Source organism: Ruminococcus sp. YE71, assembly GCF_900119155.1.
Taxonomy (GTDB): Bacteria; Bacillota; Clostridia; order Oscillospirales; family Ruminococcaceae; genus YE71.
On sequence record NZ_FPIR01000006.1, the window covers coordinates 64,531 to 88,355 of the forward strand.

Consider the following 23,825-nt stretch of genomic DNA (forward strand, 5'->3'; position numbering starts at 1 on the left):
ACCGCCGCGAATATTCACACGCCGCTCTGTCAATAATACGCTAAAAGGAAGTGAACGAAATGAATGACATCACCAAGGACACTCGTCTCCTGCCACCTCTGAACAGCAACCTGCTCGCACTGCGCACCCACCTCGGGAACACTGCCGACCTTTCCGCCGTCACCGTCACGATAAACGGTGTTCGCTGTGCCGCCGTCACCATCGAGGGCATGGTCTCGTCCGATTCGGTGGGCGAGCTGGTATTCCGCCCCCTGATGAAGCTCGAAAACGGCAGCCGCATCTCCCCCGACGAGCTCATGCGGCTCATCACTGAGCATTGTCTCATGTCCGCCGACCGTTCAAACGCCTCGACTGTCGGGGCAGCCGCTGACCTGCTCTTCTCGGGATTCGTGCTGCTTCTCGTGGACGGCATCCCGACCGCCGCCGCCCTCGGCATACAGGGCTACCCCTCGAAGTCCATCTCCGAGCCCACCTCGGAAAACGACCTGCTATCCTCACAGGAAGCCTTCACCGAAACGGTGCGCACGAATATGTCACTCGTCCGCAGACGTATGCGCACCCCTAAGCTGCGCTTCGAGCTGGTCAGGTGCGGCAAGCTCTCCTCCACCGAAGTCGCCATAGCCTACATCGAAGGCAAAGCCGACAGCAGGATGCTCGAAGAGGTGAGAAAGAGGCTCGGCTCAGTGGGTCTCGACAGCGTGCTGGGGCCTGCTTTCCTGCTGCCCTTTCTCGAAAAACAGTCGGAAAAGCTGCTCTTCTCCGAGGTCGGCACCACCGAACGCCCCGATATGCTCTGCGCAGGACTCGTTCAGGGACGCATCGGCATCCTCATCGACGGCGCACCCTTCGCGCTGGTCTGCCCCTACATCTTCGCACAGGGCTTCGACAGCATCGACGACTACGCCGCAAAGACCTACTTCGCCGTGTTCATCAAGCTGATACGCTGTCTGTCCTTCATCCTCGCGGCGGCGTTCCCGGGGGTGTACATCGCGGCGGTGAACTACGCCCCCGAGATGCTGAATTTCAAACTGCTGCTGAGCCTTTCGGCAGGCGAACGCTCTACCATGCTCTCGCTCTTCACCGAGATGCTGACCGTCATGCTCCTGCTGGAGATACTCCGCGAAGCGAGCATTCGCCTGCCCCACGCCATCGGCACTGCCGTCTCGATAGCGGGCGGTCTGATAATCGGCGACGCGGCGGTAAAGAGCGGCATCATCTCTTCTCCCCTGCTCATTGTGGTGGGCATCACCGCCACCGCGTCCTATGTTCTGCCTGCCTTCGCACAGCAGCTGACCGTCCTGAGACTGCTGTTCATACTCTCGGGCGGCTTCGCGGGGTTCTTCGGGATAAGCGTCTGCGCCGTCATGGTCACCGCGAACATCTGCTCACAGAGCTTCGTCGGCATCCCCTACACCTCGCCCTTCTCGCCGCTGAAGCGTGACCGTCTGATGAACGTCACGGGAAGAAAGAACTTCGCCGACCTCGCCCGCGAATCCCCCACGATAAACGCCCTTAGACCCGACGGTCAATAACCTCTGCACGAAAAGGACTTTTCCGAATGAACTCACTTTCACCCTATCAGACAGCGGCGATACTCATCCTTGCGCGGATGCTCTCGCTGTCCCTCTACGAACCGCTCCCGAACGAGAACACGGTGCTGACCGCCGCAGCAGCGCTCATCCTCTGCGCCGTGAAATGGCTCCTGCTGATGCCTGCTGTCCGCGTCATCTCGTCGCGGCAGCTCTTTTGCAGCCGTGCCGCCGCGAACATCATCTCCCTCATGACGGTGGCCGGAGCGGCTGCGCTGCTGCTCGTCATCACCGACAGTTTTGCGTCGCTGCTCGAAGCTGTCTCGCCCGAACGCTACTCACGCTTCGGCATCACAGTCGTGCTTCTGCTCGTCTGCGCCTACACCGCCTCGATGGGAAGGCAGGGTCTTGCGCGGACCGCTGTACTGATGCTGCCCGTCTTTCTCGGCATCCTCGCGGTCATATTCTTCGAGCTCCGCGGCTCGATGCTCCCCGACCGCATGAGCCTTTACTCCCCCGACCCGCTTAGCGAAGCCGCGGTCTCGGCAGTGCGGCTGTCGGGCGGTTCTGCCGACCTGTTCCTCGCCGTGACCCTCATCCCCTTCACCTCGAAGCCGAAGAGCCGCTCCGCCGCCATATACCTTGCCGCCGATGCTGTCATGTCGCTGATATTCTTTCTCATGTGCGGTTCGGTGCTGGGCAGGTGGCGGAGCCGTTCGGGTAGCCTATGGTTCACCCTCGCCGACTGCACCCGAGGTTCGGTCATCGACCGCTCGGGAGCGATGTTTCTCGCGGTATCCACCTCCTGCGCGGTCATCACCTGCGCGGCTCTGCTGATGGTGCTGACCCGCTCACTGAAACTCCTCACCGGCGCAAAGTCCCCGAACATCCTGATGGGCGGTACCGCCGCCCTGCTGTCCGCACTTCTGCTCGCGCTCGGGGCAAGAGGGCTGTATCCGCGGCTCGTCTCGCTCCCCGTCTGCACGGGCGTATCCGCAGCCGCTGCCGCCGCGGCACTGACTTCACCGCTCTACGCCCTGCGAAAGGAGCGTGAAGGATGAAAAGAGCTTTCCTGTTCATGATGATAGCCCTGCTGGGGCTCGGATACTATTCAAAAAGCCGACCCACCGAGATAGCCGACCGCGTGCTCGTCCACGCCGTCGGCATCGACGAAACGGAGGATGGCTACAGCGTCACCATGCAGGTGTTCGCACCCGACGGCAGCGGCGGCGACACTCCCCTCGACCCGTCACAGCCGAACGTCAGACTGGTGAGCGGCAGCGGCGAAACGGTCGCGGAAGCTGTCAGCGAATGCCGCGGAAAACTCGGCGGCGAGCTGTTCTTCGGGCAGGACCGCGTCATTCTCTTCGGCAGGGACACCGACCTCTCGCGCACCGACGAGCTCTGCGGATTCTTCCTCTCGACGGGAGAGACCTTCCTGAACATCGACTGCGCCGCCGCTTACCCCACCGCCGAGAAGATACTCTCGCTGCCCGTCACCGCAGGCTCGGTCGCGTCAGAACGGTTCGTGAGGATGATACGCTCGGGCGAGGATTCGGGGAGCTGCTGCCGCTGTACCTTCACCGAGCTTCTCGCCGCTATGGACACCCCCTCGCAGACGGTCATCCTGCCCGAATTCGCAAAGACAAAAGCCGAAAAAAAGAAGGACGGCAAGACCATCGAAGCCGAATCACCGCTGACCCTCGGCGAGGGTGCGGAGTTCGTCGGCGGCAGGTACTCCGCGAAGGTCTCACCCAACGATATGGCGCTCATCGCCGCAGTCAGCGGCAGGGGCAGGCATTTCCGTTCGGGCAGAAAACAGCCCGACGGCACCGAGATGCTCTTCCGCGTCCGCTCACGAGAGGTCACGGCTGTCACCGACGGCGACGTCCTCATCGTCAGCGTAAAACTTCGGGTGGCACCCGCTTCGGCAAAGCTCTTTTCAAGCCCTTCCGAACGGGAACTCACCGACAAGACCTCAGCCAAAACCGCCGAACGCCGCATCAACGCCCTCTGCGAACGTGTCTGCTCCGAAGGCTGCGCCGACCTTCTCGGCGCGGATATGCACCTGCGGCGCTTCGCACCCTCGCTCTATCGCTCGCTCACGCCCGAAGCACGCCGCCTGTCCGTCAGATATTCCGTCACAATATGCTGATATTCCACAGAATTCCATAAAACCCACTTGACAAATCGGAAAAGTTATTATATAATTAATGTAATAGCAAACTGGAGGATATCGGAATGTATATTTCAACCAAGGGCAGATACGCTCTGCGTCTCATGCTCGACCTTGCGGAAAATGCGGAAGCCGAGCAGAATATACCCCTGAAAAAAGTTGCCGAGCGTCAGCAGATCTCACTCAAATATCTTGAGCAGATAATCACAGCACTGTGCAAGGCAGGTTTCATCAAAAGCATACGCGGTTCTCAGGGCGGCTACAGGCTGGCTCACGAACCCGAATATTATACCGTCGCCATGATACTTCGGCTGACCGAGGGAACGCTGGCACCAGTCTCCTGCCTTGAGGATGAGGTGAACCAGTGCCCGAGAAGCGCTCAGTGCGCCACCCTTTTCGTATGGCAGAAGCTGTACGATTCCATAAACGATACGCTGGAGAGCATCACCCTCAAAGACATCGTCGATAATAAAATAGCCCTCGACAGCACCGCTGCCGACGACTACGTGATATGACCCGATATGCAGGAGACACGCTCCTGCATTTTTCTTCTGCTATACCGCAGAACAGACCATCTTTCATATGGAGTAAAGCATGACAGATAAAGAAAAAAAAGCACTTCTTGAAAAAGCCGAAGAGCTCCGCAGACAGGGCGATCTGCATGAGGTCGTAAGGCTGCTGTTCAGCGAGCAGCGCGACCCGAAGGCAGACCCCGATATTATGCTGCCCCTTGTCCGTGCCATGCTCGACATCTCGGAATCTTCGCAGGGAAATGACCTCTCCGAGACTGCCGAGATATTCCTGAACGCCCTTGACAACATGGACAGCTCCGCCGAATGGCACCTGCTCGCCGCACGCGCCGATTACCTCAGGAACAGGTACTACGCCGCTTACGCCGAGCTGCTCAAAGCCGAGGAACTGAACAAGTCATCCGACCGCCCCGTTTCCGAGGAGGAGCTTTCGGAGCTTCTCGCCGTATGCAGGCAGGAGCTGAAAAGCATGAACGCACGCTACGCCCCTAACGACCACCGCATCGTGCTGTCTCACATCGGCACGTATTTCGGCAAGATAACGGGCGTTATCAGAGGCAGAGACCTCACAGGCATCACCCCTCACCGTCCCGAGCTGGATGTGTTCCCCGACATCGCCGTCATCGACCCCGACGACGAGCATGAATGGCGAACCTTCGTGACGGTAGGTTCGGGCGCTACCGAGATGAACGTCCCCGACGAGCTGAGACCCTACAACTGCACACGCTGCGAATACGTGATGTACCTGCCAGCCTCATGGACGCCTGCCGAGTCGGCGTGGGCGATAAACCTGATGAAGAACATCTCCGCCATCCCGAAGGAGCGCAACAGCTACGCAGGCTTCGGACATATCTTCTCCTCGGGCTCGAACATTACCGAGGATACCGACCTCTTCGGCACGATGCTCATCGACGTTCAGGAAGCCCCTCAGGGCGCGGAACAGCTTGAGCTCTCCGACGGCAGCAGAGTCGTGTTCTATCAGCTCTTCCCCGTCTACCGCGAGGAATTTGAGTTCAAGCTCTCTCACGGCTACAGTGCCCTCATCTCGCTGATGCCGCACATCAGCGCGGTCTTTGACCTGCACCGCGAGAACGTCTGCAAGAATACAGACGACGAACATCCCGTTGACGAGCTTCTGCTCGCACCCGAGTTCGACTACACGGGAAAGCTCGGCGTCGGAGAGTTCTGTGCTGTCAGCCGCCGCATCGTCGAGCAGGGCGAACGTGTGGGCTTCATGCGGCGTTTTCTCCCCGAAAGCGGTCAGCCCGCCGCCGAGACCGACAGCGGATGGCTGTTCCTCTCGGGCGCCGAGTCGATGAGTTCGCTGGCGATGCCCTACACCCTCGAAATATGCAGGCTGAACACCGTCTGCAACATAGACCCTGACGTGGTGCCGTTTCTTACGAGCCCCTACGAATCCACATTTTTCCGCGGTGAGGATGACAGGTTCATACCACTGCTGCCCGACCCGGACGAAACGCGTCCGCCGATGTCATAATCTCAGACGAACAGGCATAAAATCAGAGAGGAAAGCGCAGTACACGCTCTCCTCTCTCTTTTTTTCATATCAGGACGGCTCTTATCCGCGAGGGCGCCGTCGGTCATTTTTTCAGTTCGCTGAGACACTTTGCGCAGACTGCCTTGCCCATGTACTCGGTGAGGTCGTCGGGGCTCTTGCAGAAAATGCAGCTCCTCTGGAACTTCTTCAGAACGATCATGTCATTATCGGTGTAGATCTCGACCTGATCCTTAGTGTCTATATCGAATGTGCGTCTGATCTCGATCGGAAGAACGATACGTCCAAGATCGTCGATGTTTCTCACAATACCTGTTGATTTCATAGCATAAACTCCTTTTGACAAAGATTCTTGTTTGGTACTACTTTAACGTTATTATACATCAAAGCGTTGTCATTTGTCAATAGTTTTCCAAGAATATTAACATTTGCAACTGGAATAGACATAAAAAACCATTTTTTGCATAAAGAAAGGCTAAAAAATGCTCTGTTTTTTGCTCACTTTGCTAATAATCTCGTCTGTCACTTATGCTGTCTCTTTCGGAGACACACACGCCCTCTCGCAGGCTGCCATGGACGGCGGCAGCCATGCAATTACGTTGTTTTTAACGCTTTCTGCGGCGATGGCGCTGTGGGGCGGAGTGATGAATATTGCAAAACACTGTGGTGTCACACAAGCTGTCACACTTATTGTAAAACGTCCGCTCTCACTCTTATTCCACAACGTTGACAAAAGTGTGACAGAAAGCATCTCCGCCAACGTCACAGCCAACCTTCTCGGTCTCGGGAACGCCGCCTTCCCGACTGGCATCGCAGCCGCAAAACAGCTCTCCCGACAGGGGGCGAGCCTTCGGACGAAGACCTTTTTCCTGGTGCTGAACACCGCTTCCATCCAGCTGATACCTCTGACAACAGCCAAAATGAGGGGTCAGCACGGCGCTGCCGATATCTGGGACTGCACCGTTCCCACGCTGATAGTCAGCGCGGGGGCGCTGGCGGCAGGTCTGCTGACCGCCGCCGCGATCTGTCCGAATAAACGTACATATGAAAATATTATTCTTCCGAAAGACGGAGAAAGGACTCCCGATGGAACTTGCCATGCCCCTGATACTCGCCGCCGTGCTGCTCTGCGGACTGATACGCAGAACTGACGTTGTGACGTTATTCTGCGAAGGCGCCGCCGAAAACCTGCGCACCGCGGTCTCCCTCCTGCCGATGCTGATACTGCTCATCACCGCCGTGGAAATGTTCACCGCATCGGGGGCTGCCGATGCGCTCTCACGGGCAGTCGCGCCACTTGCCGCACGGCTCGGTTTCCCTGCCGAATGCACGCCGCTCATGCTCGTCCGACCCATTTCGGGCAGCGCGTCCCTCGCCGTGCTCGAAGGCATACTGTCCAAAAATCTGCCCGATTCCTTCGCAGCGCGGACTGCGTCGGTCATGATGGGCGCGACCGAGACCACCCTCTACACGATAGCCGCCTACTCCGCCGCCGTCGGCGAAAAGCCCCGCCCACAGATGTTCATAGCCTCATTCGCAGCCGACATCACAGGCTTCATCCTCGCGCCCCTCGTCACAAGGCTGTGGTTCGCATAAAACAATTCGGTTGTGTACTGCTATAAATGATGGTTTACCATACGGATTGCGTGACTTATTGGGTGAGACCCTTTTGAAAAAGGGTCCTCCCCCAACCCCCCTCCCTAAAACTTCTGATTCTTTTTGGCAGGGGGCAGACGTTCTTTCAAAATGCGGCGTATGACCCCATTTTGCCATCCTTTTGAAAAAGCAGCTGCCCCATGCCAAAAAGATTTAAAAGTCTTTGGAAAGGGGTCTGGGGAAGAACCTTTCTTCAGAAAGGTTTTTCCCAGCAGGTCAAGCAGTCAGCACAGTAACTCATCATTTGCAGCAATACATAACGAAATTGGGAATAAAACAAAAAGGCACTTTTGTCACCGAACCGACAAAAGTGCCTTGACTAATTATTCTGTTATGCAGCGTCAGTCCGTGATGACGGCGCTCACCTCATCGAATATCTCGGGCGCGTCGGCGCTCTGTGCCTTTATGACCACCAGTCCCTCGGGCATAGTCACCAGAAAATCGAACGCTCCGCGGTCGCTCTTCTGTCTGCACGCAGTGATGCCGTTTACCGAGAGCTCAACGATGCTGCTGTCCGAATACACCGCGATATCGAGCTGTCCCTCCAGCGCTCTCACCCCATAGATATGAACATAAGGCGCAGTGAGTTCGTTCTGATCTTTGTCGTTCAGATAATAAACTTTTTCTCCCATACTATCTCCTCCTTACCCAGAGGCCACCCCTTTGTTTATATTTTATCGGCTCACTTCTGCTTGAAAGCGTAGTTGAACCATGCAAATCTGTCTTTGAACCACCCGTCGAGCAGCTGATACGCGCAGTCAACAGCCCACTCGTCCTTGCGGTTGAATTCTTCCCTGTATTCTTCGAGCATTTCTTTTTCCTGCCCGATGATCTTTTCTATCTCGCCCGAGCTGTAGAGCCCGTTCCATTTCGCAGCCGCCCTGTCGCGGAACCAGTCCTGCTTGATGAGGACGATGAACCACGGATTCGAGCGGTCGCCCTTATCCTTCGCAAAGCTCTCCTCGCAGAACGCGCCTGCCCAGTATCTTGAGGGGCTGTCGTAATAAGCCCAGTTGAAGTCCCATGGCGAAGTGAACTGCAATTTGTCTATCTTTGCGCCCTCCGCGAAGTCCACGCACATGAAGAAGCTGCCCTCGCCGCAGTCGTAGTCATGGACAAGCTCGTACAGCAGATACATATCCACCACCGAATCTATATCCATCACCACGCCGACCGTTTCCTCGGCGGTCGTGAAGTCGGCTTTCACAAGTTCGTGATTCTCGTCAAAGGTGTAATACTCGCCCTTTTCACAGGCGCGGTAAACTATCTCGAACACATTGTTTATGTACTTTTCGATGAAATCCAGCTGTTCCTGCGTATACACATCGTTCTTGACGCTGTAGCCCGCAGGCTCGAAAGCCCTCGTCTCACCCTCGATGTCGGTGACCTCATAGCCGCCGTAATCCACTTCAACAAAGTAGTCAAAGTCCTCGGACCCTGCGTAGTTGTCTATCTCAAGATACCAGCCGATATCGGTCCCCGAATAATTTTCCCCGGGCTCCGTTATATCAACGCGGTTTTTGTTGACCTGACACTGTTCGCAGAGCAGATACAGACCCTTATATTCATCGTTGACGTACACATCCACGTAACGCGCATCCGAACAGAACGCATCGTCCCCGAGGAACAGTCTGCCGTATCTCAGCGCTATGTCGTTGCGGATTATATCCCAGTCGGGTTTGAGAAGCACCCAGCTTTTGCACTCGGCGCCGCCGTTGAGTCCGAGCATACTCGTCTTGCTGTCGAACTTTATGCGGTAAGGCACCTGATTTTTCAGTATCTCATTAACGTCGCCGTAGTACGCGCTGGAATTTCCGCGCACCTTTATCCCTGCGGAAGCCTCGTCGATTACCTGTCCCTCATCGCAGTTGAAAACATCCACGACGCATGAGGTGTAAAGCTCGCGCGAGGTCACATCCCCGCCGCCTGTCGTCACGCTGATGACTGGCAGTTTCGTCTTTTCGGCAACGCCCTCTTCAAAGGCTTTTTTCGCGGTCTTGTCAACGCCGAACGCTTCATAAGTAGCGGGCGTTTCGTTTATGACCTGCCTGTCCTTCTGCTGTAGCCATGTGTGGCTGATAAGCTCATGAGAGCTTGTGTCGGCAGATCCCTGCTGTGAAGCGGTCGTTTCGGCAGCCGTGCTTTCCGAGCTGTTGTTTTTCGGCGATGAGCCGCATCCGACCAGCGAAGCGGCAAGCGCAGACACCAGTGCGAATATCGTGATCTTTATGTTCATGCGCATACCTCATGTCAAAAAACACATACTTTCTCATCTTCATTATATCATACAGCACAACCGATTGCATGAACTTTTATCATATGAGCTCGAACACTTTTTTTACAGAACAGCGCCCGTTTTTAATAATTCACACATAATTCACACATCTTGACAATCAGGGCACGATACGGTATAATTATTAGTGGAGCGCATCCTTTTTGCGCCCCAATCTGAATATATTCACAGAGGATACATCATGAGGATAGCATTCATCACAGACATACATTCAAACCATGTTGCTCTCGAAGCCTGTATGCGCCGCATCGAGGAGGATGACATCGACGGGATAGCCTTTCTCGGCGACTACGTCACCGACTGCCCCTATCCGCAGAAGACCATGCGCATACTCACTCACATCCCCGAATGGTACGAGACATGGTTCATCCGCGGCAACCGTGAGGATTACCTGCTCGGACACCGCTACAACACCGCCGAACAGTGGAGTTATTGTTCACAGTCGGGTTCGCTGCTGTACACCTACGAGGAGCTGCGCGGTTCCGACCTGCGCTTTTTCGAGGATATGCCCATCGGCATGGAGATCAAGCCCGAAGGTCTGCCGCCCATATCCATCTGTCACGGCTCGATGCAGGACAACCGCCTGCTTTTCGACTATCAGTGCCCCATCATCGACGAGGTGCTCGCCGAAACGAACACACAGCTCACCGTCTGCGGCCATTTCCACACCCCCTACACCTACAGAAACGGCGGAAAGACCATCGTGAACGTGGGCTCCTGCGGTCTGCCCGAACACGGTTCCACCGAAGCGACGATACTGATCGCCGAGTCGGACGGCGGCGACTGGGAATTCGAGCATATTTTCGTGCCCTTCGATACCGAGAGGGTCATCGCAGAGTTCGACAAGAGCGGACTTGCGAAGAAAGCTCCCGTCTGGTCGAGGTGCGCGATAGCCACTCTCCGCACTGGCACGAACAGGATACTCCCCTGCGTCAACCGCGTTCGTCAGCTGTGCCTTGAAACGGGAAAGCCCTTCGACGCGGAAGAGCTGTGGCTGCAAGCCGCCGAAGAACAGGGCGTGTGAGAAGGAGATACTATGGATAAGAAAAGAGTCCTTTGCGCACTCAGCGGAGGCGCGGACAGCTCGGCGGCGGCGAAGCTGCTGCTCGAAGAGGGCTATGAGGTCGAGGGCGCGTCGATGTTCCTCTGCCTGCCCGACTGCATCGACGACGCGAAAAAGGTCGCCGAAAAGCTCGGCATCCGCTTCCACCCATTCGTGCTGATACACACCTTCGAGCAGAAGGTCATCGAAGATTTCATCGTGACATATCTCCGCGGCGGCACCCCGAACCCCTGCATCGAGTGCAACAAATACCTGAAATTCGGGAAGTTCCTCGACATGGCGCTGGAACTGGGATTCGACTACATCGCGACGGGGCATTACGTCCGCCGCGAGTTCGACGAAAAGCTCGGCAGGTGGCAGCTGATGCGCTCCCCCAACCGCGAAAAAGACCAGAGCTACGTGCTCTACGGGCTGACTCAGGAACAGCTCGCACACACCCTCTTCCCCGTCGGCTGCATGAACAAGTCGGAGATACTCGACATCGTTCACGGGGACGGTCTCGTCAGTGAGGACAAGCCCGAAAGTCAGGACATCTGCTTCATCCCCGACGGCGACTACGCAGGTTTCATCACCCGCCGCGTCGGCGAGCCCCCTCACGGCGACATCCTGCTGACCGACGGCACAAAGCTCGGCGAACACAAGGGTCTGATGAGGTACACCATCGGACAGCGCAAGGGCATCGGGGTCAGCTATAGCGAACGTCTGTTCGTGGTAGACAAGCGCCGCAGGGATAACACGCTGATACTCGGGCGCGAGGACGAGCTTTGCCGCAGCGAACTCACCGCCTGCGAGCTGAACCTTGTGAGATACGCCGACCTGCCCGACGGGTTCCGCTGCACCTGCCAGACACGCTACCACCAGAAAGACGTGCCCTGCACCCTCCACCCCCTTGGCGAAGGACGCATCCGCGTCGAGTTCGACCTCCCGCACCGCGCGATCTGCCGCGGCCAGTCGGTCGTATTCTACGATGGCAACTACGTCGTGGGCGGCGGTAAGATAGAGTGAGTACGCCTTCAGAGGGTTTTCACGGGGGAAACCTTTCTGAAGAAAGGTTCTCCCCTTGCCGTGCGCAGCTAAGGCGGCCCCCATTCCAAAGACTTTTAATATGTTGTTCGTTTGTTGTGGTGGGGATGATAGACTCTCTCCGCTTCATGTGATACCAACTGACAAATACGCTCAAATGGTGCGTTACGCTCTATTCAACGTCTTTTTGGCAAGGGGCAAGCAATATAACAGAAGAATTACAATCTTCCCGACCTTCACACACTTAGAAAGAATCACCAAAAAGCCAAAAAGTATTAAAAGTTTTAGTGAGGGGGTTTGGGGGAAGACCCTTTTTCAAAAGGGTCTCCCCCAAGAAAGAAACCCCGCCGACGAGCGCATCACTCATCGGCGGGGTTTTCACTATCCTCTTTTTTGGACATTTCTTCTATCAGCATCAGATCTTCGCGGTGTTTTCGGGTCTTTTTGTCCATGGTGATCAGCAGCGGCAGAAGCACTACCATCATCACGATGACGATGCCCATTCCCTTGAGAAGTCCGCCTGTCTGTTCTGTACCGAAGTCAAAGCGGTCGTTTTCGGAGGTCTGAGAGCTGACTTCCTCCTCGCTCTCGGCGGTAAACAATTCAAGCTCCATTTTGCACACCTCACACGTCGATATACTTTCGGCAGCGTTCGGCGAGCATACCGAGACACGGCTCGAAGCGTACAGCGTACCAGTGTTCTTCACGTATCGGAAGAGTCGCTTTTATGCAGTCGTGAGTGAATTCGGCGGCAAGGTCGAGGGCGGTCTGCATATCCATGCCGAGGGTCATGCCCCCCGACAGCACGCTCGAAAAAATATCCCCCGTGCTGTGGAAGCTCCCCGAGATATTCTCACAGGAAGCGGTCACGAATTCGCCCGTGCGTGCGACGTAAGCCATCGCGCCGTTGTGAGCCTTATCGGTGCTCGCGCCCGTCATTATCGCGGTGCCGCAGCCGAGAGCCGTCAGCCGCATGAGCATACTCTGTATCTCATCGGCGGTGAGGTCGTTGCGGTAATTCTGTCCCAGCAGCAGAGCCGCTTCGGTGGCATTCGGGAGTATCACATCCGCGTCAGCGCAGAGCGACTTCATAGCGGTAACGAACTTGCTGTCAAAACCCGAGTACATCCGTCCGCCGTCGCCCATAACGGGGTCAACGACCACGAGGGTGTCCTCGGTGCGGAAATCGGCGATGAGCTTTCTGATGATAGACACCTGTTCCAGCGAGCCGAGGTAGCCCGTGTAGATAGTGTTGAAGGTCAGCCCGAGCCGTTTCCAGTGAGCGGTTATCCCCTCGATATCGTCCGTGAGGTCGCGGAAAGTGAATCCCGAGAAACCGCTGCCCGTGTGAGTCGAGAGAACAGCCGTCGGCAGGACTATCGTCTCGACGCCCATCGCCGAAATGACGGGCAGAGCCGCCGTCAGCGAGCATTTGCCGAAGCAGGATATATCTTGTATCGTCAGCAGACGTTTCATGCCGAGCTCCCCTTTCTCACGAATTTAGCAGCCTATATTATAGCACTAAAGCGCTGAAAAGTCAATGCACAAAATGTTAAAAGAGCTTCTGTACATTTTACTGTACAGAAGCTCTTGCTTGTTTCGGTTTAGTCAGTGAGGTACTTCTTGGTGGGAGCGGGGGAAACGACCTTCTTGGGAGGTTCGGTCACAACGCCCTTGATACCTGCTGCCAGACCTGCAAGACCCTGGATCTCGCTCGGGATAATGATCTTGGTAGCCTGACCGTCAGCAGCCTTAGCGAACGCCTCAAGGCTCTTGAGCTGGATAACAGCGTCGTTCGGGTTAGCAGCATTCAGCTTTTCGATGGAGAGCGCCAGAGCGTTCTGAACCATCTCGATAGCCTGTGCTTCACCCTGTGCTTCGAGGATCTTCTGCTGCTTGAGAGCGTCTGCCTGAAGGATCTTAGCTTCCTTGTCAGCCTGAGCGCGGAGGATCTTGGACTCCTTCTCACCCTCTGCGATAAGGATCTGGGCCTTCTTTTCAGCCTCAGCCTGAATTACCTTTTCACGTCTCTCACGGTCTGCCTTCATCTGCTTCTCCATCGAATCCTGGATCTCCGGAGGCGGGATGATGCTCTTGAGCTCAACTCTGATGACTTTGATGCCCCAGCGGTCGGTAGCCTCGTCGAGCACGCGGGTGATGTTGGTGTTGATGAGGTCACGGCTGGTGAGGGTAGCTTCGAGGTCGAGGTCGCCGACGATGTTACGCAGTGTGGTAGCGGTGAGGTTCTCGATAGCCTTTATCGGGCGCTCAACGCCGTAGGTGAACTGCATCGCATTGGTTATCATGAAGAAGATTACGGTATCTATCTTCATGGTTACGTTATCCTTTGTGATAACGTCCTGCGGCGGGAAGTCGATTACCTGTTCCTTCATGTTTACCTTCTTCGAGATGCTGTCGATGAAAGGTATCTTAACGTGAAGTCCGGTGCCCCACGAAGCGTGATACGCGCCGAATCTCTCGATGACCCACACATATGACTGCGGTACGATCTTGATGTTCGCGATGATGAGTATTACCAGCACCGCTACGATGATGAGAAGAATTACGATTCCATCCATGCTATATTTTCCTCCTTAGGTCGGACATCTGTCCGAAAATTCACCTTGTTGTGATATTTTTGAGCTCAGCTTTTTCGATCCTGATACCCCAGATACCGACAGCGCCGCCGAGCACATCTGTGAGCTTTGCGCCGACAGTTCTGCGTTCACTGCGGAGTTTTTCAAGCTCCATGCTTCCCGCAATATCGTGCAGCGCAGTCAGCGCCAGACTCCTGACCGACTCAACGGGACGCTCGATGCCGTAGGTGAACTTCTCTGCATCAGTCACAGAAAAGAATACCACCGCGTCGATGCTGACCGTCTGACCGTCCTTTGTCTCAGCCGTCTGCATCGTGATCTCGGCGAGCTGCTCACGCATATCTATCTTCCTGACGACACGGTCAAGAAAAGGCACTGCGTAATGTATCCCCGTCTCCCACGAAGCGCAGAACTGACCCGTTCGCTCGACCACCCACACCTGAGATGGCGGAACTTTCTTTATACTGCCAAAGATAAATACGATTATTACCGCCGCAGCGATGAGAACGACCGACATACCGAGATCTGCTCCTTTATAATGGATATCAAGTCAAGCTGTCCAAAAAAATCACCTTGTAACAATAAGCTTCGAGCCGTCTATCTTTCTAACTGTTACGACCGCGCCTTCGTTTATCTCTCCGCCGTCTGCCGAGCGTGCAGCCCAGTCAACGCCGTCGAGCTTGACTCTGCCGAGACCCTGCTCGTTATCAATACCCTCGATAACGATGGCAGTCTTGCCGATGTCATAGTCCTCAGTAGGATCGGAAGTGCGGCTCTCTCTGATGCGCTTAACGATCGACTTTGTAGCGAAGAGAAGCACCACGCTCGCAGCAACGAATATGAGCAGCTGCCAGATGAATGCCAGACCTGCCACAGCAGCGATCATCGCCAGCACAGCGGCAATAGCGAACCATATCGACACGAGAGCGTGCAGTGTTGCGGCTTCGGCGACAAGAAACATCAGAAACGCTATGAACCAGCCGAATACATACGGATCGGATACCAGAGCTTCAAGGATATCTTTCATAACATACAACTCCTTTCCTAAAACTCTTTTGTTCTTACTGTGTGTCCTGCGGACACAGATAGGGGTCGGCTTCCTATATAATGATTATACCATATCTTTTCTCATTTTTCAAGAGTTTTTTACGATATATCAATATTTTTGCCCGATTCCTTGAAATAGATTATATCACGCCCCCTTCAAAAAATCAAGCAAAAATATGAAACTGTAATCCAACTGTAAATTGTGCGGTTAGCGATAACGCATGACCCGTTTCGCACTAACCCGACAAGCGGTTATCAATACCCTGTGGGGCGGTTTTCAGGGTCGCGGGAGCGGTTCGGCATTCATACAAAAATGCGCGGAAACTATTGACATCACAGCGTTTTGGCGGTATAATACATACATGAACAAACAAAGAAAGGAGCCGTAGGGATATGGCAGATTTCATTATAGAGTTCTTGTGCGGCCTCTTAGAGGGCGCGCTCGAAAGCCTGTCCGACGGTGTCGGTGTCGGTTCAAAGCGCAAAAAACGCTGAAAGATAATAAACAGGAGGTTCAACATTATGAATATGGACAAGAATTTTTTTGATATGATCCACTTCACCTTTAATATAGGTTCGGTGATCGTTTCGTTCATCATCTGGACGCTGATAGCCTACTTCATCGCACGCTACGCGAAGAACATCGGACAGGACCCGAAACTGCACTTCGTGCTCACATTCTTCGGTCATCTTGTAGGATTTGCGGTGTCGCTGATACTCATCACCTCGAAGAAGAACGAGAACGGACAGAACCCGCAGAACGGCATCTTCAACAGCCGCAATAACGGCTTCGGAAATCAGGGATTCAACAATCAGAACTTCGGCAGTCAGGGCTACGGCTCCGATATGCAGTACAACACTCAGAACAGCTGGAACTCAACCACAGGCGGCGGTCATGTATGCCCTTCCTGCGGAAACGTTCAGGATCACGGCGGCTTCTGCAAGATGTGCGGTTCTCAGATGAGATGACACCCCTACGGCTGACGAAATAATATGAAATAAAACGATATTCCCGCGACCGATGGCTGTAAAGCTGTCGGTCGTTTCATATGTTTACATTTTAGGGAAATTAACTCTTGATAACCGCCGAATAATATGATATAATCAGCTTAGAAAGAAATGGCACCTTGTTCATATAGGAGGAGAGCTCTATGATAGATTACATCGACCTGAGCGGCGAATGGAAAGTCTGCCTTGACAAGGACAGGCTCGGTATGCCTGCCGATTTCCCGGACAGGATATGTCTGCCCGACACCACCTCTCACGCAGGTCTCGGCGAGGAGAACACCAAGCGTGAGGACGGCTTTCTCACCGACACAAGACTGTTCGAGGGGGACGCATGGTTCATGCGCGAAGCCGACCTTTCAAAGGCTGTCGGCAAAAACGCGGTGCTGATACTTGAGCGCACAAGACTCACGAAGGTATTCATCGACGGCGAGGAAGTCGGCTCGCAGGACAGCCTGAACTCTCCCCACATCTACGACATCGGAAATTATATCCGCGGCGGCGTTCAGAAGATACTGATATGCGTGTCGAACGTCGGCTACCCCACAAAGGGCGGCCACCTGACCTCCCAGGACACCCAGACAAACTGGAACGGCATCACGGGAAAGATAGGTGTACAAATTTTAGAACAGACGTATGTGAGCGAGCTCCGCGTCGATCCCGTGCTCAGCGAGAAGTCCTTCCGCATCTGCGCGAAGATAACGGGCGAAACAAGCGGCAAAGCGACCGTTTCGGCGGTGAGCTTCAACGCTCCCGAGGGCAAGGCTGTCCACGCCCCGAAACCCGTCGAAGCGGTATTCTCGGGCGGCGAACTGCTCGTGACCCTGCCCCTCGGCGCCGACGCGAGGACGTGGGACGAATACAGCCCAGAACTGTACAAAATTTCAGTCAGGATAGCTGATGACGTCACCGAGACCACCGCAGGTCTCCGTGAATTCAAGACGGTGGGGGACAAGTTCTGCATCAACGGCAGAGTGACTTTCCTCCGCGGAAAGCACGACGGAATGATATTCCCGAAAACGGGCTTTGCCCCCACCGACGTGGATGAATGGCTGCGCGTGTTCCGCATCTCGAAGTCGTACGGCATGAACCACTACCGCTTCCACACCTGCTGCCCTCCCGAGGCGGCGTTTGAAGCGGCTGACCTCGCAGGCGTATACCTTGAACCGCAGCTTCCCTTCTGGGGCACGATCCACGCCCGAAACGAAGAGGGCTTCGACGAGATAGAACAGAGCTACCTCATCTCCGAGGGTTTCAGGATGCTGAACGAGTTCGGCAACCACCCCTCCTTCTGCATGATGTCCATGGGTAACGAGCTCTGGGGCAGTCCCGAGCGCATCAACGACATCCTCGCCATGTACAAGCACGCGGACAACAGGCACCTCTACACCCAGGGCTCCAACAACTTCCAGTGGTACCCGAACGTCGTGGAGAACGATGATTTCTTCGTCGGCGTGCGCCTTGCATCTGACAGGCTCCTCCGCGGTTCGTATGCCATGTGCGACGCTCCGCTGGGTCACATCCAGACCGATAAGCCCTCCACCACCCATAACTACGACAGCGTCATCCGCCCCGTACACTCGGCGGTATCCACCGAAGCGTCCGAGGACGGCACGGTGCAGATACAGTACGGCACCACCATGAAGACCGTCAAAGCCACCGAAGCGAATGCGGACTTCATCCCAGAAGTGCCCATCGTCACCCACGAGATCGGTCAGTTCGAGACCTACCCGAATTTCAGCGAGATAGAAAAATACACGGGTTCCATCAAGGCTTACAACTTCGAGATATTCCGCGACAGGCTCGAAAAGGCAGGCCTGCTGCCCCTCGCCCGCGACTACTTTGAGGCGTCGGGCGCACTGGCGGTGCAGTGCTACAAGGAAGAGATGGAGTCGGTGTTCCGCTCGAAGCTGCTGGGCGGTTTCCAGCTGCTCGACATCCAGGATTTCAGCGGTCAGGGAACGGCGCTGGTCGGTGTGCTCGATGCTTTCATGGACGAAAAAGGCACCTGCTCCCCCGAACAGTGGCGTGAATTCTGCAACGACTGCGTGATACTCGCGGAGTTCGGCGGCTACTGTCTCGAAGCGGGCAGCGATTTCCGCGCGGTCATCAGGCTCACGAACTTCCGCCCGACGGGCATCACAGGCAGGAACTTCTCCGCGAAGCTGATATGCGGCTGCGGAAACGTCAAGGCGGAGCTGACAGGCGTCATCCCCGACACGAAGGACAACTACCTCACCCTCGGCGAGCTGACGGCGGTCATCCCCTCACCCAAAGTGCCGAAGCGTTTCAGGCTCGAACTCGAAGTCGAGGGCACCGACGTCCGCAATCACTACGAGCTGATGGTCTACCCGAAGCAGCAGCCCTCCCTCCCCGAGGGAATGGTCTTCGCAAGCGCCGAGGACGCAAAGGACGCGCTGGCGCAGGGCAAGACGGTGCTCATCCTGCCCGACCTCGACAAGCTCGAAAACTCCATCGAGGGTTTCTGGTGTCAGGATTTCTGGTGCTACCCGATGTTCAGGACCATCTCCAACATGATGAACAAGCCCGAACCCGTGGGCACGATGGGTCTGCTCATCGACACCGAGCATCCTTCGCTGGCGGCGTTCCCCTGCCGCAAGTACAGCGAGCCGCTGTGGTGGGACATCGTGATGAATTCCCGCAGCGAGATACTCGACGGTCATTCGGAAGGCAAGCGCGTCATCATCCGCTCCATCGACAACGTGGAGCGCAATCACGACCTTGCGCTGATGTACGAATACGAGGTCGGCGGCGGTACGGCAGTGGTGCTGAACGCCCGTGCCGACAAGCTGAAGGACTCCCCCGAGGGACGTCAGTTCCTTTACTCGGTGGGCGAGTACATCCGAAGCAGAAACGCATAATGTACAAAATAACGGACTCGTGGCAGCAAAACCGCAAGTCCGTTTTTACGTACTGTTATACAGGTTCGAGTATTGCCATAGCCGCATAGTGCAGCACGTCGAACTCCTCGGGAGCGGTCTTTTCCAGCAGCTCCCTGTGCTCACGCTCCCACTCGGCAAGCTCCGCGCCCGAGAGCGAAGCGCCCACTCCGCGGCAGGCTCTCATCCTGCCGTGCCAGCTCTCACGGGTGAAATGCACCATGCTGTCGAACCCGATGCGCTCCGTGACGCGGAAATGTTTCAGCACCGCCTCGTCGATAAACACGGGCTTTCGGGTGAAGCCTGCGCCTGTCCAGTTCGGGCTGAATCTCAGCACGAGCTCTTCCGACCTGCCCGCGATCTCGTCGTCGGCAGGCAGCCACGCCAGCTGCATGACCGCGAGTTTTCCGCCGCTTTTCAGCATCCGCGCCAGCATCGGCGAGGTGCGCTCGTGGTCGAAGTACCAGAAGCACTGGCAGGCGGTGATGAGATCGAAACTGCCGTCGGGAAAGTCGATGTCCTCGGTCGGCGAGGTGATGAAGGTGATGTCCATCCCCTGCTCGGCGGCGAGGCGCTTCGCCTCGGCTATCTGCCCGTCGGAGATGTCCGCGCCCGTCCATTCCGCGCCGAAGCGGTACATATTCCTCGGCAGCACGCCCGTTCCCGTCCCGAGATCAAGGCATTTCTGACCGCCGACTCCCAGCCCTCTCTCGGTGAGCTGACGATAGAACTCCTCGGGGTAAATATCGCGGTATTTCGCGTAATCGGATGATGTACGTCCCCAGTCGAAGGGCTTTCCGCCGTCTATGTTTTTGTCTGTGATAAGCATATGCGTCTCCTTTTCTGTACAGTTATTTCAGTTCTACGATGGTCACACCGTCCTCGCCCTCGCCGTAAACTCCGCGTCGGGAGCTCTTCACGCTCGGATGGTGCTTGAGGTGTGCGCGAACGGCATTTTTCAGCACGCCCGTACCCACGCCGTGAATGACGGTCAGCATCGACACGCCCGAAAGCACCGCCTGGTCGATGAACCCGTCCAGCTCATAGATGCCCTCGTCGCAGGTCATGCCGCGGATGTCCAGTTCTCTGGACAGTTTGCGCGTAGCCCTGCTCTGGACACCCTTGGTGGTGACTCTGCCGCCTTTTTTCTTTTTGTCTTTTGTGTCCGTTTTTTTAGACTCATCCAACCGCAGGTTCTTCACGTCTGCCTTCATCTTCATGGCGCCCAGCTGCACGAAACAGATGCCCTTCGCATCGGGCTCGGACACGACGATACCCCGCCGTCCCGAATCCGCCAGCGTCACCCAGTCGCCCTTGACGAGCGCCCTCGGCAGCACGTAGTTATCCACTTTCTTCACAACGGGATTGGCTTCCATGTACAGCTTGTCGATGGTCTGCTTCTGCTTGTGGCGTGCGTCGATCGCCTTGTTGGTGAAGTTCGGCTTTTCCTTTTCGCGGCGCAGTGCATCCAGCTCGTCGATAAGCTCCTGCGACTGCTTCTCCACGCTGCGCAGCATCGACTGTGCCTCGCGCTGAGCTTGTTCGAGGGCGGCTACGCGCTGTTCCTCGAAAGCCTTGCGCTCCTCCGCCAGCTGTGTGCGGAGCTGTTCGGCTTCGGCACGCAGGCGCTCGGCTTCGGCGTTGTTCTGTTCGAGCTGTTCGCGGGCGGCTTCGAGGCGTTCGATTATGCTCTCGAACTTCCTGTCCTCGTCGCTGACCAGCGACTGCGCCTTCGCGATGATGCTCTCGGGAACGCCCAGCTTCCGCGAGATAGCGAACGCGTTCGACTTGCCCGGGGTGCCGATGATGAGCCTGTAGGTGGGGCTGAGTGTCTCCACATCGAACTCGCAGGCGGCGTTCTCGACACCTGCCGTATCCAGCGCGTACATTTTCAGCTCCTGGTAGTGCGTGGTGGTGATGGTGCTCGCCCCCTGAGCGCGGAGCTGTTCGATTATCGAGACCGCCAGCGCCGCACCCTCGGCAGGGTCGGTACCAGAGCCCAGCTCGTCCATCAGCACAAGGCTGTCACAGTCGGCCTGAGACAGTATCTCGACCACCCCTGTCATGTGTGCCGAGAAGGTCGAAAGGTCATTCTCGATGGACTGGGAATCGCCGATGCTGACAAGTATGCTGCCGAACACCGAGATGCGGCTGCCGTCCGAGACGGGTATCAGCAGACCGCACATGGTCATGAGGGTCAGCAGTCCGACGGTCTTGAGCAGCACCGTCTTACCGCCCGTGTTCGGACCCGTGATTATGAGCGTTTCGTAGCCCTGACCCAGCGTGATGCTGACGGGGACTATCTTGTTCCTGTCGATGAGCGGATGACGCGCCTTGTTGAGCAGTATCACCCTTTCGTCGCTTATCTCGGGCTCGCAGGCTGCCATTTTCGCGCCGAGGTTCGCCTTCGCGAAGTAAAGGTCGAGGTCGCAGACCGCATTGAAGCCCGATTCGAGCTGTTCGCGTATCGCGGCGCAGTCGAAGGAAAGAGCCTTGATGATGCGGTTTATCTCGTCAAGCTCGCGGCCTTCGAGAATCTTGATGTCGTTGTTCGCCTCAACTACCGCCGCTGGCTCGATGAACAGCGTCGCGCCGCTGGAAGAGGTGTCATGCACGAAGCCCTGCACCTGACCCTTGAACTCGCTCTTGACGGGCAGAACGTATCTGCCGTCACGGACGGTCACGATGCTCTCCTGCAAATACTTGCTGACCGTCTGGGACTTTATCATCTTCTCCAGAGTGTCGCGTATCTTCTGACCGCAGGCGGTTATCTTGCGCCTGATGGAAGCGAGCTCGCTGCTGGCTTCGTCGGCAAGCTCGTTCTCGTCGATGATGGAAATGTCGAGCCTGTGTTCGAGGTACTTGTCGGGGAACAGGCTGTCGAAAAGGTACTCCAGCTCGGGCCGCTTGACCTCGCACTTCGCGTACCAGTCGGACAGCGAGTTTATCTGCGTCAGCAGCTTTCGGATGGCGATAAGCTCCGCCAGCGACAGCACGGCGTTATTTCCGAGCCTGCCTATGGCCTGAGCCGCGCCGTCGAGCCCGTAAAACATCGGCGTGCCGTACCTCGACGACATATCCAGCGCCGCCGAAGTCTTCGCAACTTCACGCTTCACAGTGAACAGGTCGGTCGATGGCTGTATGTTCAGAGCGGCACTCTTAGCACGCGCCCCCGTACACTCCTCCGACAGCATCGCCAGTATCTTCGGAAGCTCCAACGCATCCGTGTATTTCTTATCTATAGTATTCATTCTGACTCCTTTTGTCTCATATTCTTTCTATATTCGTGCGGGGATTATTGGGGAAAACCCTTTTGAAAAAGGGTTATTCCCCAAACCCCTTTCCTAAAACTTTTAATATGTTGTTCGTTTGTTGTGGTCGGTAAGATAGTCCCTTGACATTTCATGAGATATCATCTTAGAAATAACGCAATTGAAGCGTAACCCACCATTGAACGTCTTTTTGGCAAGGGGCAGGCTATATCGCAGAAGAACTACAATCTTCCCGACCTGCACAAATTAATGAAGAATCACCCAATAGCCAAAAAGTATTAAAAGTCTTTGGAAGGGGGTCTGGGGGAGAACCTTTCTTCAGAAAGGTTTCCCCCGGTAAGACCCGCACTCACAGCATCTTATAAAACCGAAGTTTCTGAAAGCGTCTGCCGTAGTGGTATTCGGCGAAGCGTTCGGTGAACTCGCCGAGGCGTTTTTGGTATTTCTCGCTTATGCTGATGTTGAACAGCTTTTCGTACTCCACCAGTGCTATGAAGCGCACTATGTACAGCAGCTGCCTGTCCAGCACGAAGTCGTAGAGACCCTCATCGCCTGTCGTGCAGTCAGAGCAGGTGAGACTGCCTGTTGCGAGGTTCAGGTGCATCGCGTCGTCCTCGACCTTGTAGCAGTTGCAGCACCCGATAAGATTCGGTCTGTAGCCAGTTTCGCACAGCAGGCGCAGCTCGAAGATGCTTTTGAGCGTCGCTTCGCCGCGGCTGCCCTTATCGAGATAATACAGCGTGTTGAGTGTCAGGCGCATCACGTCCTCGGCTCCCTCGCCGCTCTCGGCTGCAAAAAGAAGCAGCTCGGCAAAGTAGCACGCCAGTGCGAGCCGCTTGGCATCGAGCCGCAGTTCGTAGAACAGCTTTATCGGCTCCGAACTGTTGTAATAGTAATGGGAAATGCCGCGTGCGTCGCGCTTTTCCTCCAGCGAAAAATGCGCATAGCAAAAAAGCTGCGTGGAGGACAGACTTTTCTTGCTTTTCCGTCCTCCGCGTACATACACGTCTATGCAGCCAAGCTCTTTGGTGAGCAGCGTGACCGATTTGCCTGTCTCGCCCGTATCGCGCTCTGCGATAACAAGCCCGTCAAGCGTTATCACTCGTCCCTCATCCCCAGTGCGTATCTCAGGTAATCCTTGACCTTGCCCGTGCGGACAAACTCCTTCCAGTATCTCTCGGTACTTTCGTCGGTCTCCTTGCGGTCGTCATCGTCCAT

At 55.8% G+C, this 23,825-nt stretch carries 22 protein-coding genes; 11 read left to right on the forward strand and 11 right to left on the reverse strand.

Annotated features, from left to right (window positions below; translation table 11 throughout):
* Positions 1-59: 59 nt before the first annotated feature.
* From BT142_RS07210 to BT142_RS07230, 5 genes are all read left to right on the forward strand, one after another.
* Positions 60-1,532 carry a spore germination protein gene (locus tag BT142_RS07210; RefSeq protein WP_072417537.1) on the forward strand — a complete coding sequence of 491 codons (1,473 nt, stop codon included), beginning with the start codon at positions 60-62 and terminating at the stop codon, positions 1,530-1,532.
* 26 nt (positions 1,533-1,558) lie between these two features.
* Entirely contained in the window at positions 1,559-2,590 is a 1,032-nt protein-coding gene (locus BT142_RS07215) for a GerAB/ArcD/ProY family transporter (protein ID WP_072417538.1), read from the forward strand.
* Entirely contained in the window at positions 2,587-3,684 is a 1,098-nt protein-coding gene (locus BT142_RS07220; RefSeq protein ID WP_072417539.1) for a Ger(x)C family spore germination protein, read from the forward strand. Before BT142_RS07215 ends, BT142_RS07220 begins: the two co-directional genes overlap by 4 nt.
* A gap of 86 nt (positions 3,685-3,770) precedes the next feature.
* Positions 3,771-4,220, forward strand: coding sequence for an RrF2 family transcriptional regulator (locus tag BT142_RS07225; protein WP_072417540.1), 450 nt, complete (start codon positions 3,771-3,773; stop codon positions 4,218-4,220).
* Positions 4,221-4,299: 79 nt separating this feature from the next.
* Positions 4,300-5,733: an immunity protein Imm33 domain-containing protein gene (locus BT142_RS07230; protein WP_072417541.1), complete on the forward strand. Its 1,434-nt coding sequence runs from the start codon at positions 4,300-4,302 to the stop codon at positions 5,731-5,733.
* Positions 5,734-5,836: 103 nt separating this feature from the next.
* Here the strand turns inward: BT142_RS07230 and BT142_RS07235 are convergent, their stop codons facing one another.
* Positions 5,837-6,076, reverse strand: coding sequence for an AbrB/MazE/SpoVT family DNA-binding domain-containing protein (locus tag BT142_RS07235; RefSeq protein WP_072417542.1), 240 nt, complete (start codon positions 6,074-6,076; stop codon positions 5,837-5,839).
* 157 nt (positions 6,077-6,233) lie between these two features.
* Between BT142_RS07235 and BT142_RS07240 the strand changes: the two genes are divergently transcribed.
* Positions 6,234-6,902 (forward strand): hypothetical protein, encoded by a 669-nt coding sequence (locus BT142_RS07240; RefSeq protein WP_072417543.1) that lies wholly within the window; start codon positions 6,234-6,236, stop codon positions 6,900-6,902.
* On the forward strand, positions 6,838-7,347 hold the full coding sequence (locus tag BT142_RS07245) for a nucleoside recognition domain-containing protein (RefSeq protein ID WP_072417544.1): 510 nt from the start codon (positions 6,838-6,840) through the stop codon (positions 7,345-7,347). Before BT142_RS07240 ends, BT142_RS07245 begins: the two co-directional genes overlap by 65 nt.
* A gap of 401 nt (positions 7,348-7,748) precedes the next feature.
* Here the strand turns inward: BT142_RS07245 and BT142_RS07250 are convergent, their stop codons facing one another.
* Complete coding sequence (locus BT142_RS07250; RefSeq protein WP_072417545.1) at positions 7,749-8,039, reverse strand: hypothetical protein; 291 nt, start codon at positions 8,037-8,039, stop codon at positions 7,749-7,751.
* 50 nt (positions 8,040-8,089) lie between these two features.
* Positions 8,090-9,643 (reverse strand): CotH kinase family protein, encoded by a 1,554-nt coding sequence (locus BT142_RS07255; RefSeq protein WP_072417546.1) that lies wholly within the window; start codon positions 9,641-9,643, stop codon positions 8,090-8,092.
* A gap of 238 nt (positions 9,644-9,881) precedes the next feature.
* Here BT142_RS07255 and BT142_RS07260 point away from each other — a divergent pair, with 238 nt between their 5' ends.
* Together BT142_RS07260 and mnmA are read left to right on the forward strand one after the other, a co-directional pair.
* Positions 9,882-10,724: a metallophosphoesterase family protein gene (locus tag BT142_RS07260; protein WP_072417547.1), complete on the forward strand. Its 843-nt coding sequence runs from the start codon at positions 9,882-9,884 to the stop codon at positions 10,722-10,724.
* 12 nt (positions 10,725-10,736) lie between these two features.
* Positions 10,737-11,768 carry a tRNA 2-thiouridine(34) synthase MnmA gene (gene mnmA / locus BT142_RS07265; RefSeq protein ID WP_072417548.1) on the forward strand — a complete coding sequence of 344 codons (1,032 nt, stop codon included), beginning with the start codon at positions 10,737-10,739 and terminating at the stop codon, positions 11,766-11,768.
* Between the two features lie 377 nt (positions 11,769-12,145).
* On the opposite strand, the gene BT142_RS07270 is transcribed toward mnmA, so the two are convergent.
* From BT142_RS07270 to BT142_RS07290, 5 genes are all read right to left on the reverse strand, one after another.
* Complete coding sequence (locus BT142_RS07270; RefSeq protein ID WP_072417549.1) at positions 12,146-12,400, reverse strand: hypothetical protein; 255 nt, start codon at positions 12,398-12,400, stop codon at positions 12,146-12,148.
* 10 nt (positions 12,401-12,410) lie between these two features.
* Positions 12,411-13,262 (reverse strand): pyridoxamine kinase, encoded by an 852-nt coding sequence (locus tag BT142_RS07275; protein WP_072417550.1) that lies wholly within the window; start codon positions 13,260-13,262, stop codon positions 12,411-12,413.
* Positions 13,263-13,390: 128 nt separating this feature from the next.
* A complete protein-coding gene (locus tag BT142_RS07280) occupies positions 13,391-14,365 on the reverse strand; it encodes an SPFH domain-containing protein (protein ID WP_072417551.1) in 975 nt (324 codons plus the stop codon).
* 40 nt (positions 14,366-14,405) lie between these two features.
* Positions 14,406-14,900 carry an SPFH domain-containing protein gene (locus BT142_RS07285; RefSeq protein ID WP_072417552.1) on the reverse strand — a complete coding sequence of 165 codons (495 nt, stop codon included), beginning with the start codon at positions 14,898-14,900 and terminating at the stop codon, positions 14,406-14,408.
* A gap of 51 nt (positions 14,901-14,951) precedes the next feature.
* Positions 14,952-15,410, reverse strand: a complete 459-nt coding sequence (locus tag BT142_RS07290; RefSeq protein WP_072417553.1) for an NfeD family protein — start codon at positions 15,408-15,410, stop codon at positions 14,952-14,954.
* Positions 15,411-15,952: 542 nt separating this feature from the next.
* On the opposite strand from BT142_RS07290, the gene BT142_RS07295 reads away from it, so the two are divergent.
* Both BT142_RS07295 and BT142_RS07300 read left to right on the forward strand, forming a co-directional pair.
* On the forward strand, positions 15,953-16,399 hold the full coding sequence (locus BT142_RS07295; protein WP_072417554.1) for a hypothetical protein: 447 nt from the start codon (positions 15,953-15,955) through the stop codon (positions 16,397-16,399).
* Positions 16,400-16,581: 182 nt separating this feature from the next.
* Entirely contained in the window at positions 16,582-19,317 is a 2,736-nt protein-coding gene (locus tag BT142_RS07300) for a glycoside hydrolase family 2 protein (RefSeq protein ID WP_072417555.1), read from the forward strand.
* A 55-nt stretch (positions 19,318-19,372) separates the two neighbouring features.
* Here the strand turns inward: BT142_RS07300 and BT142_RS07305 are convergent, their stop codons facing one another.
* The 3 genes from BT142_RS07305 to recO all read right to left on the reverse strand — a co-directional run bounded on the left by BT142_RS07305 (position 19,373) and on the right by recO (position 23,709).
* Positions 19,373-20,164 carry a class I SAM-dependent methyltransferase gene (locus BT142_RS07305; protein WP_072417556.1) on the reverse strand — a complete coding sequence of 264 codons (792 nt, stop codon included), beginning with the start codon at positions 20,162-20,164 and terminating at the stop codon, positions 19,373-19,375.
* Between the two features lie 22 nt (positions 20,165-20,186).
* Positions 20,187-22,586, reverse strand: coding sequence for an endonuclease MutS2 (locus BT142_RS07310; RefSeq protein ID WP_072417557.1), 2,400 nt, complete (start codon positions 22,584-22,586; stop codon positions 20,187-20,189).
* A gap of 370 nt (positions 22,587-22,956) precedes the next feature.
* Entirely contained in the window at positions 22,957-23,709 is a 753-nt protein-coding gene (recO, locus tag BT142_RS07315; protein ID WP_072417558.1) for a DNA repair protein RecO, read from the reverse strand.
* Between the last annotated feature and the right edge of the window lie 116 nt (positions 23,710-23,825).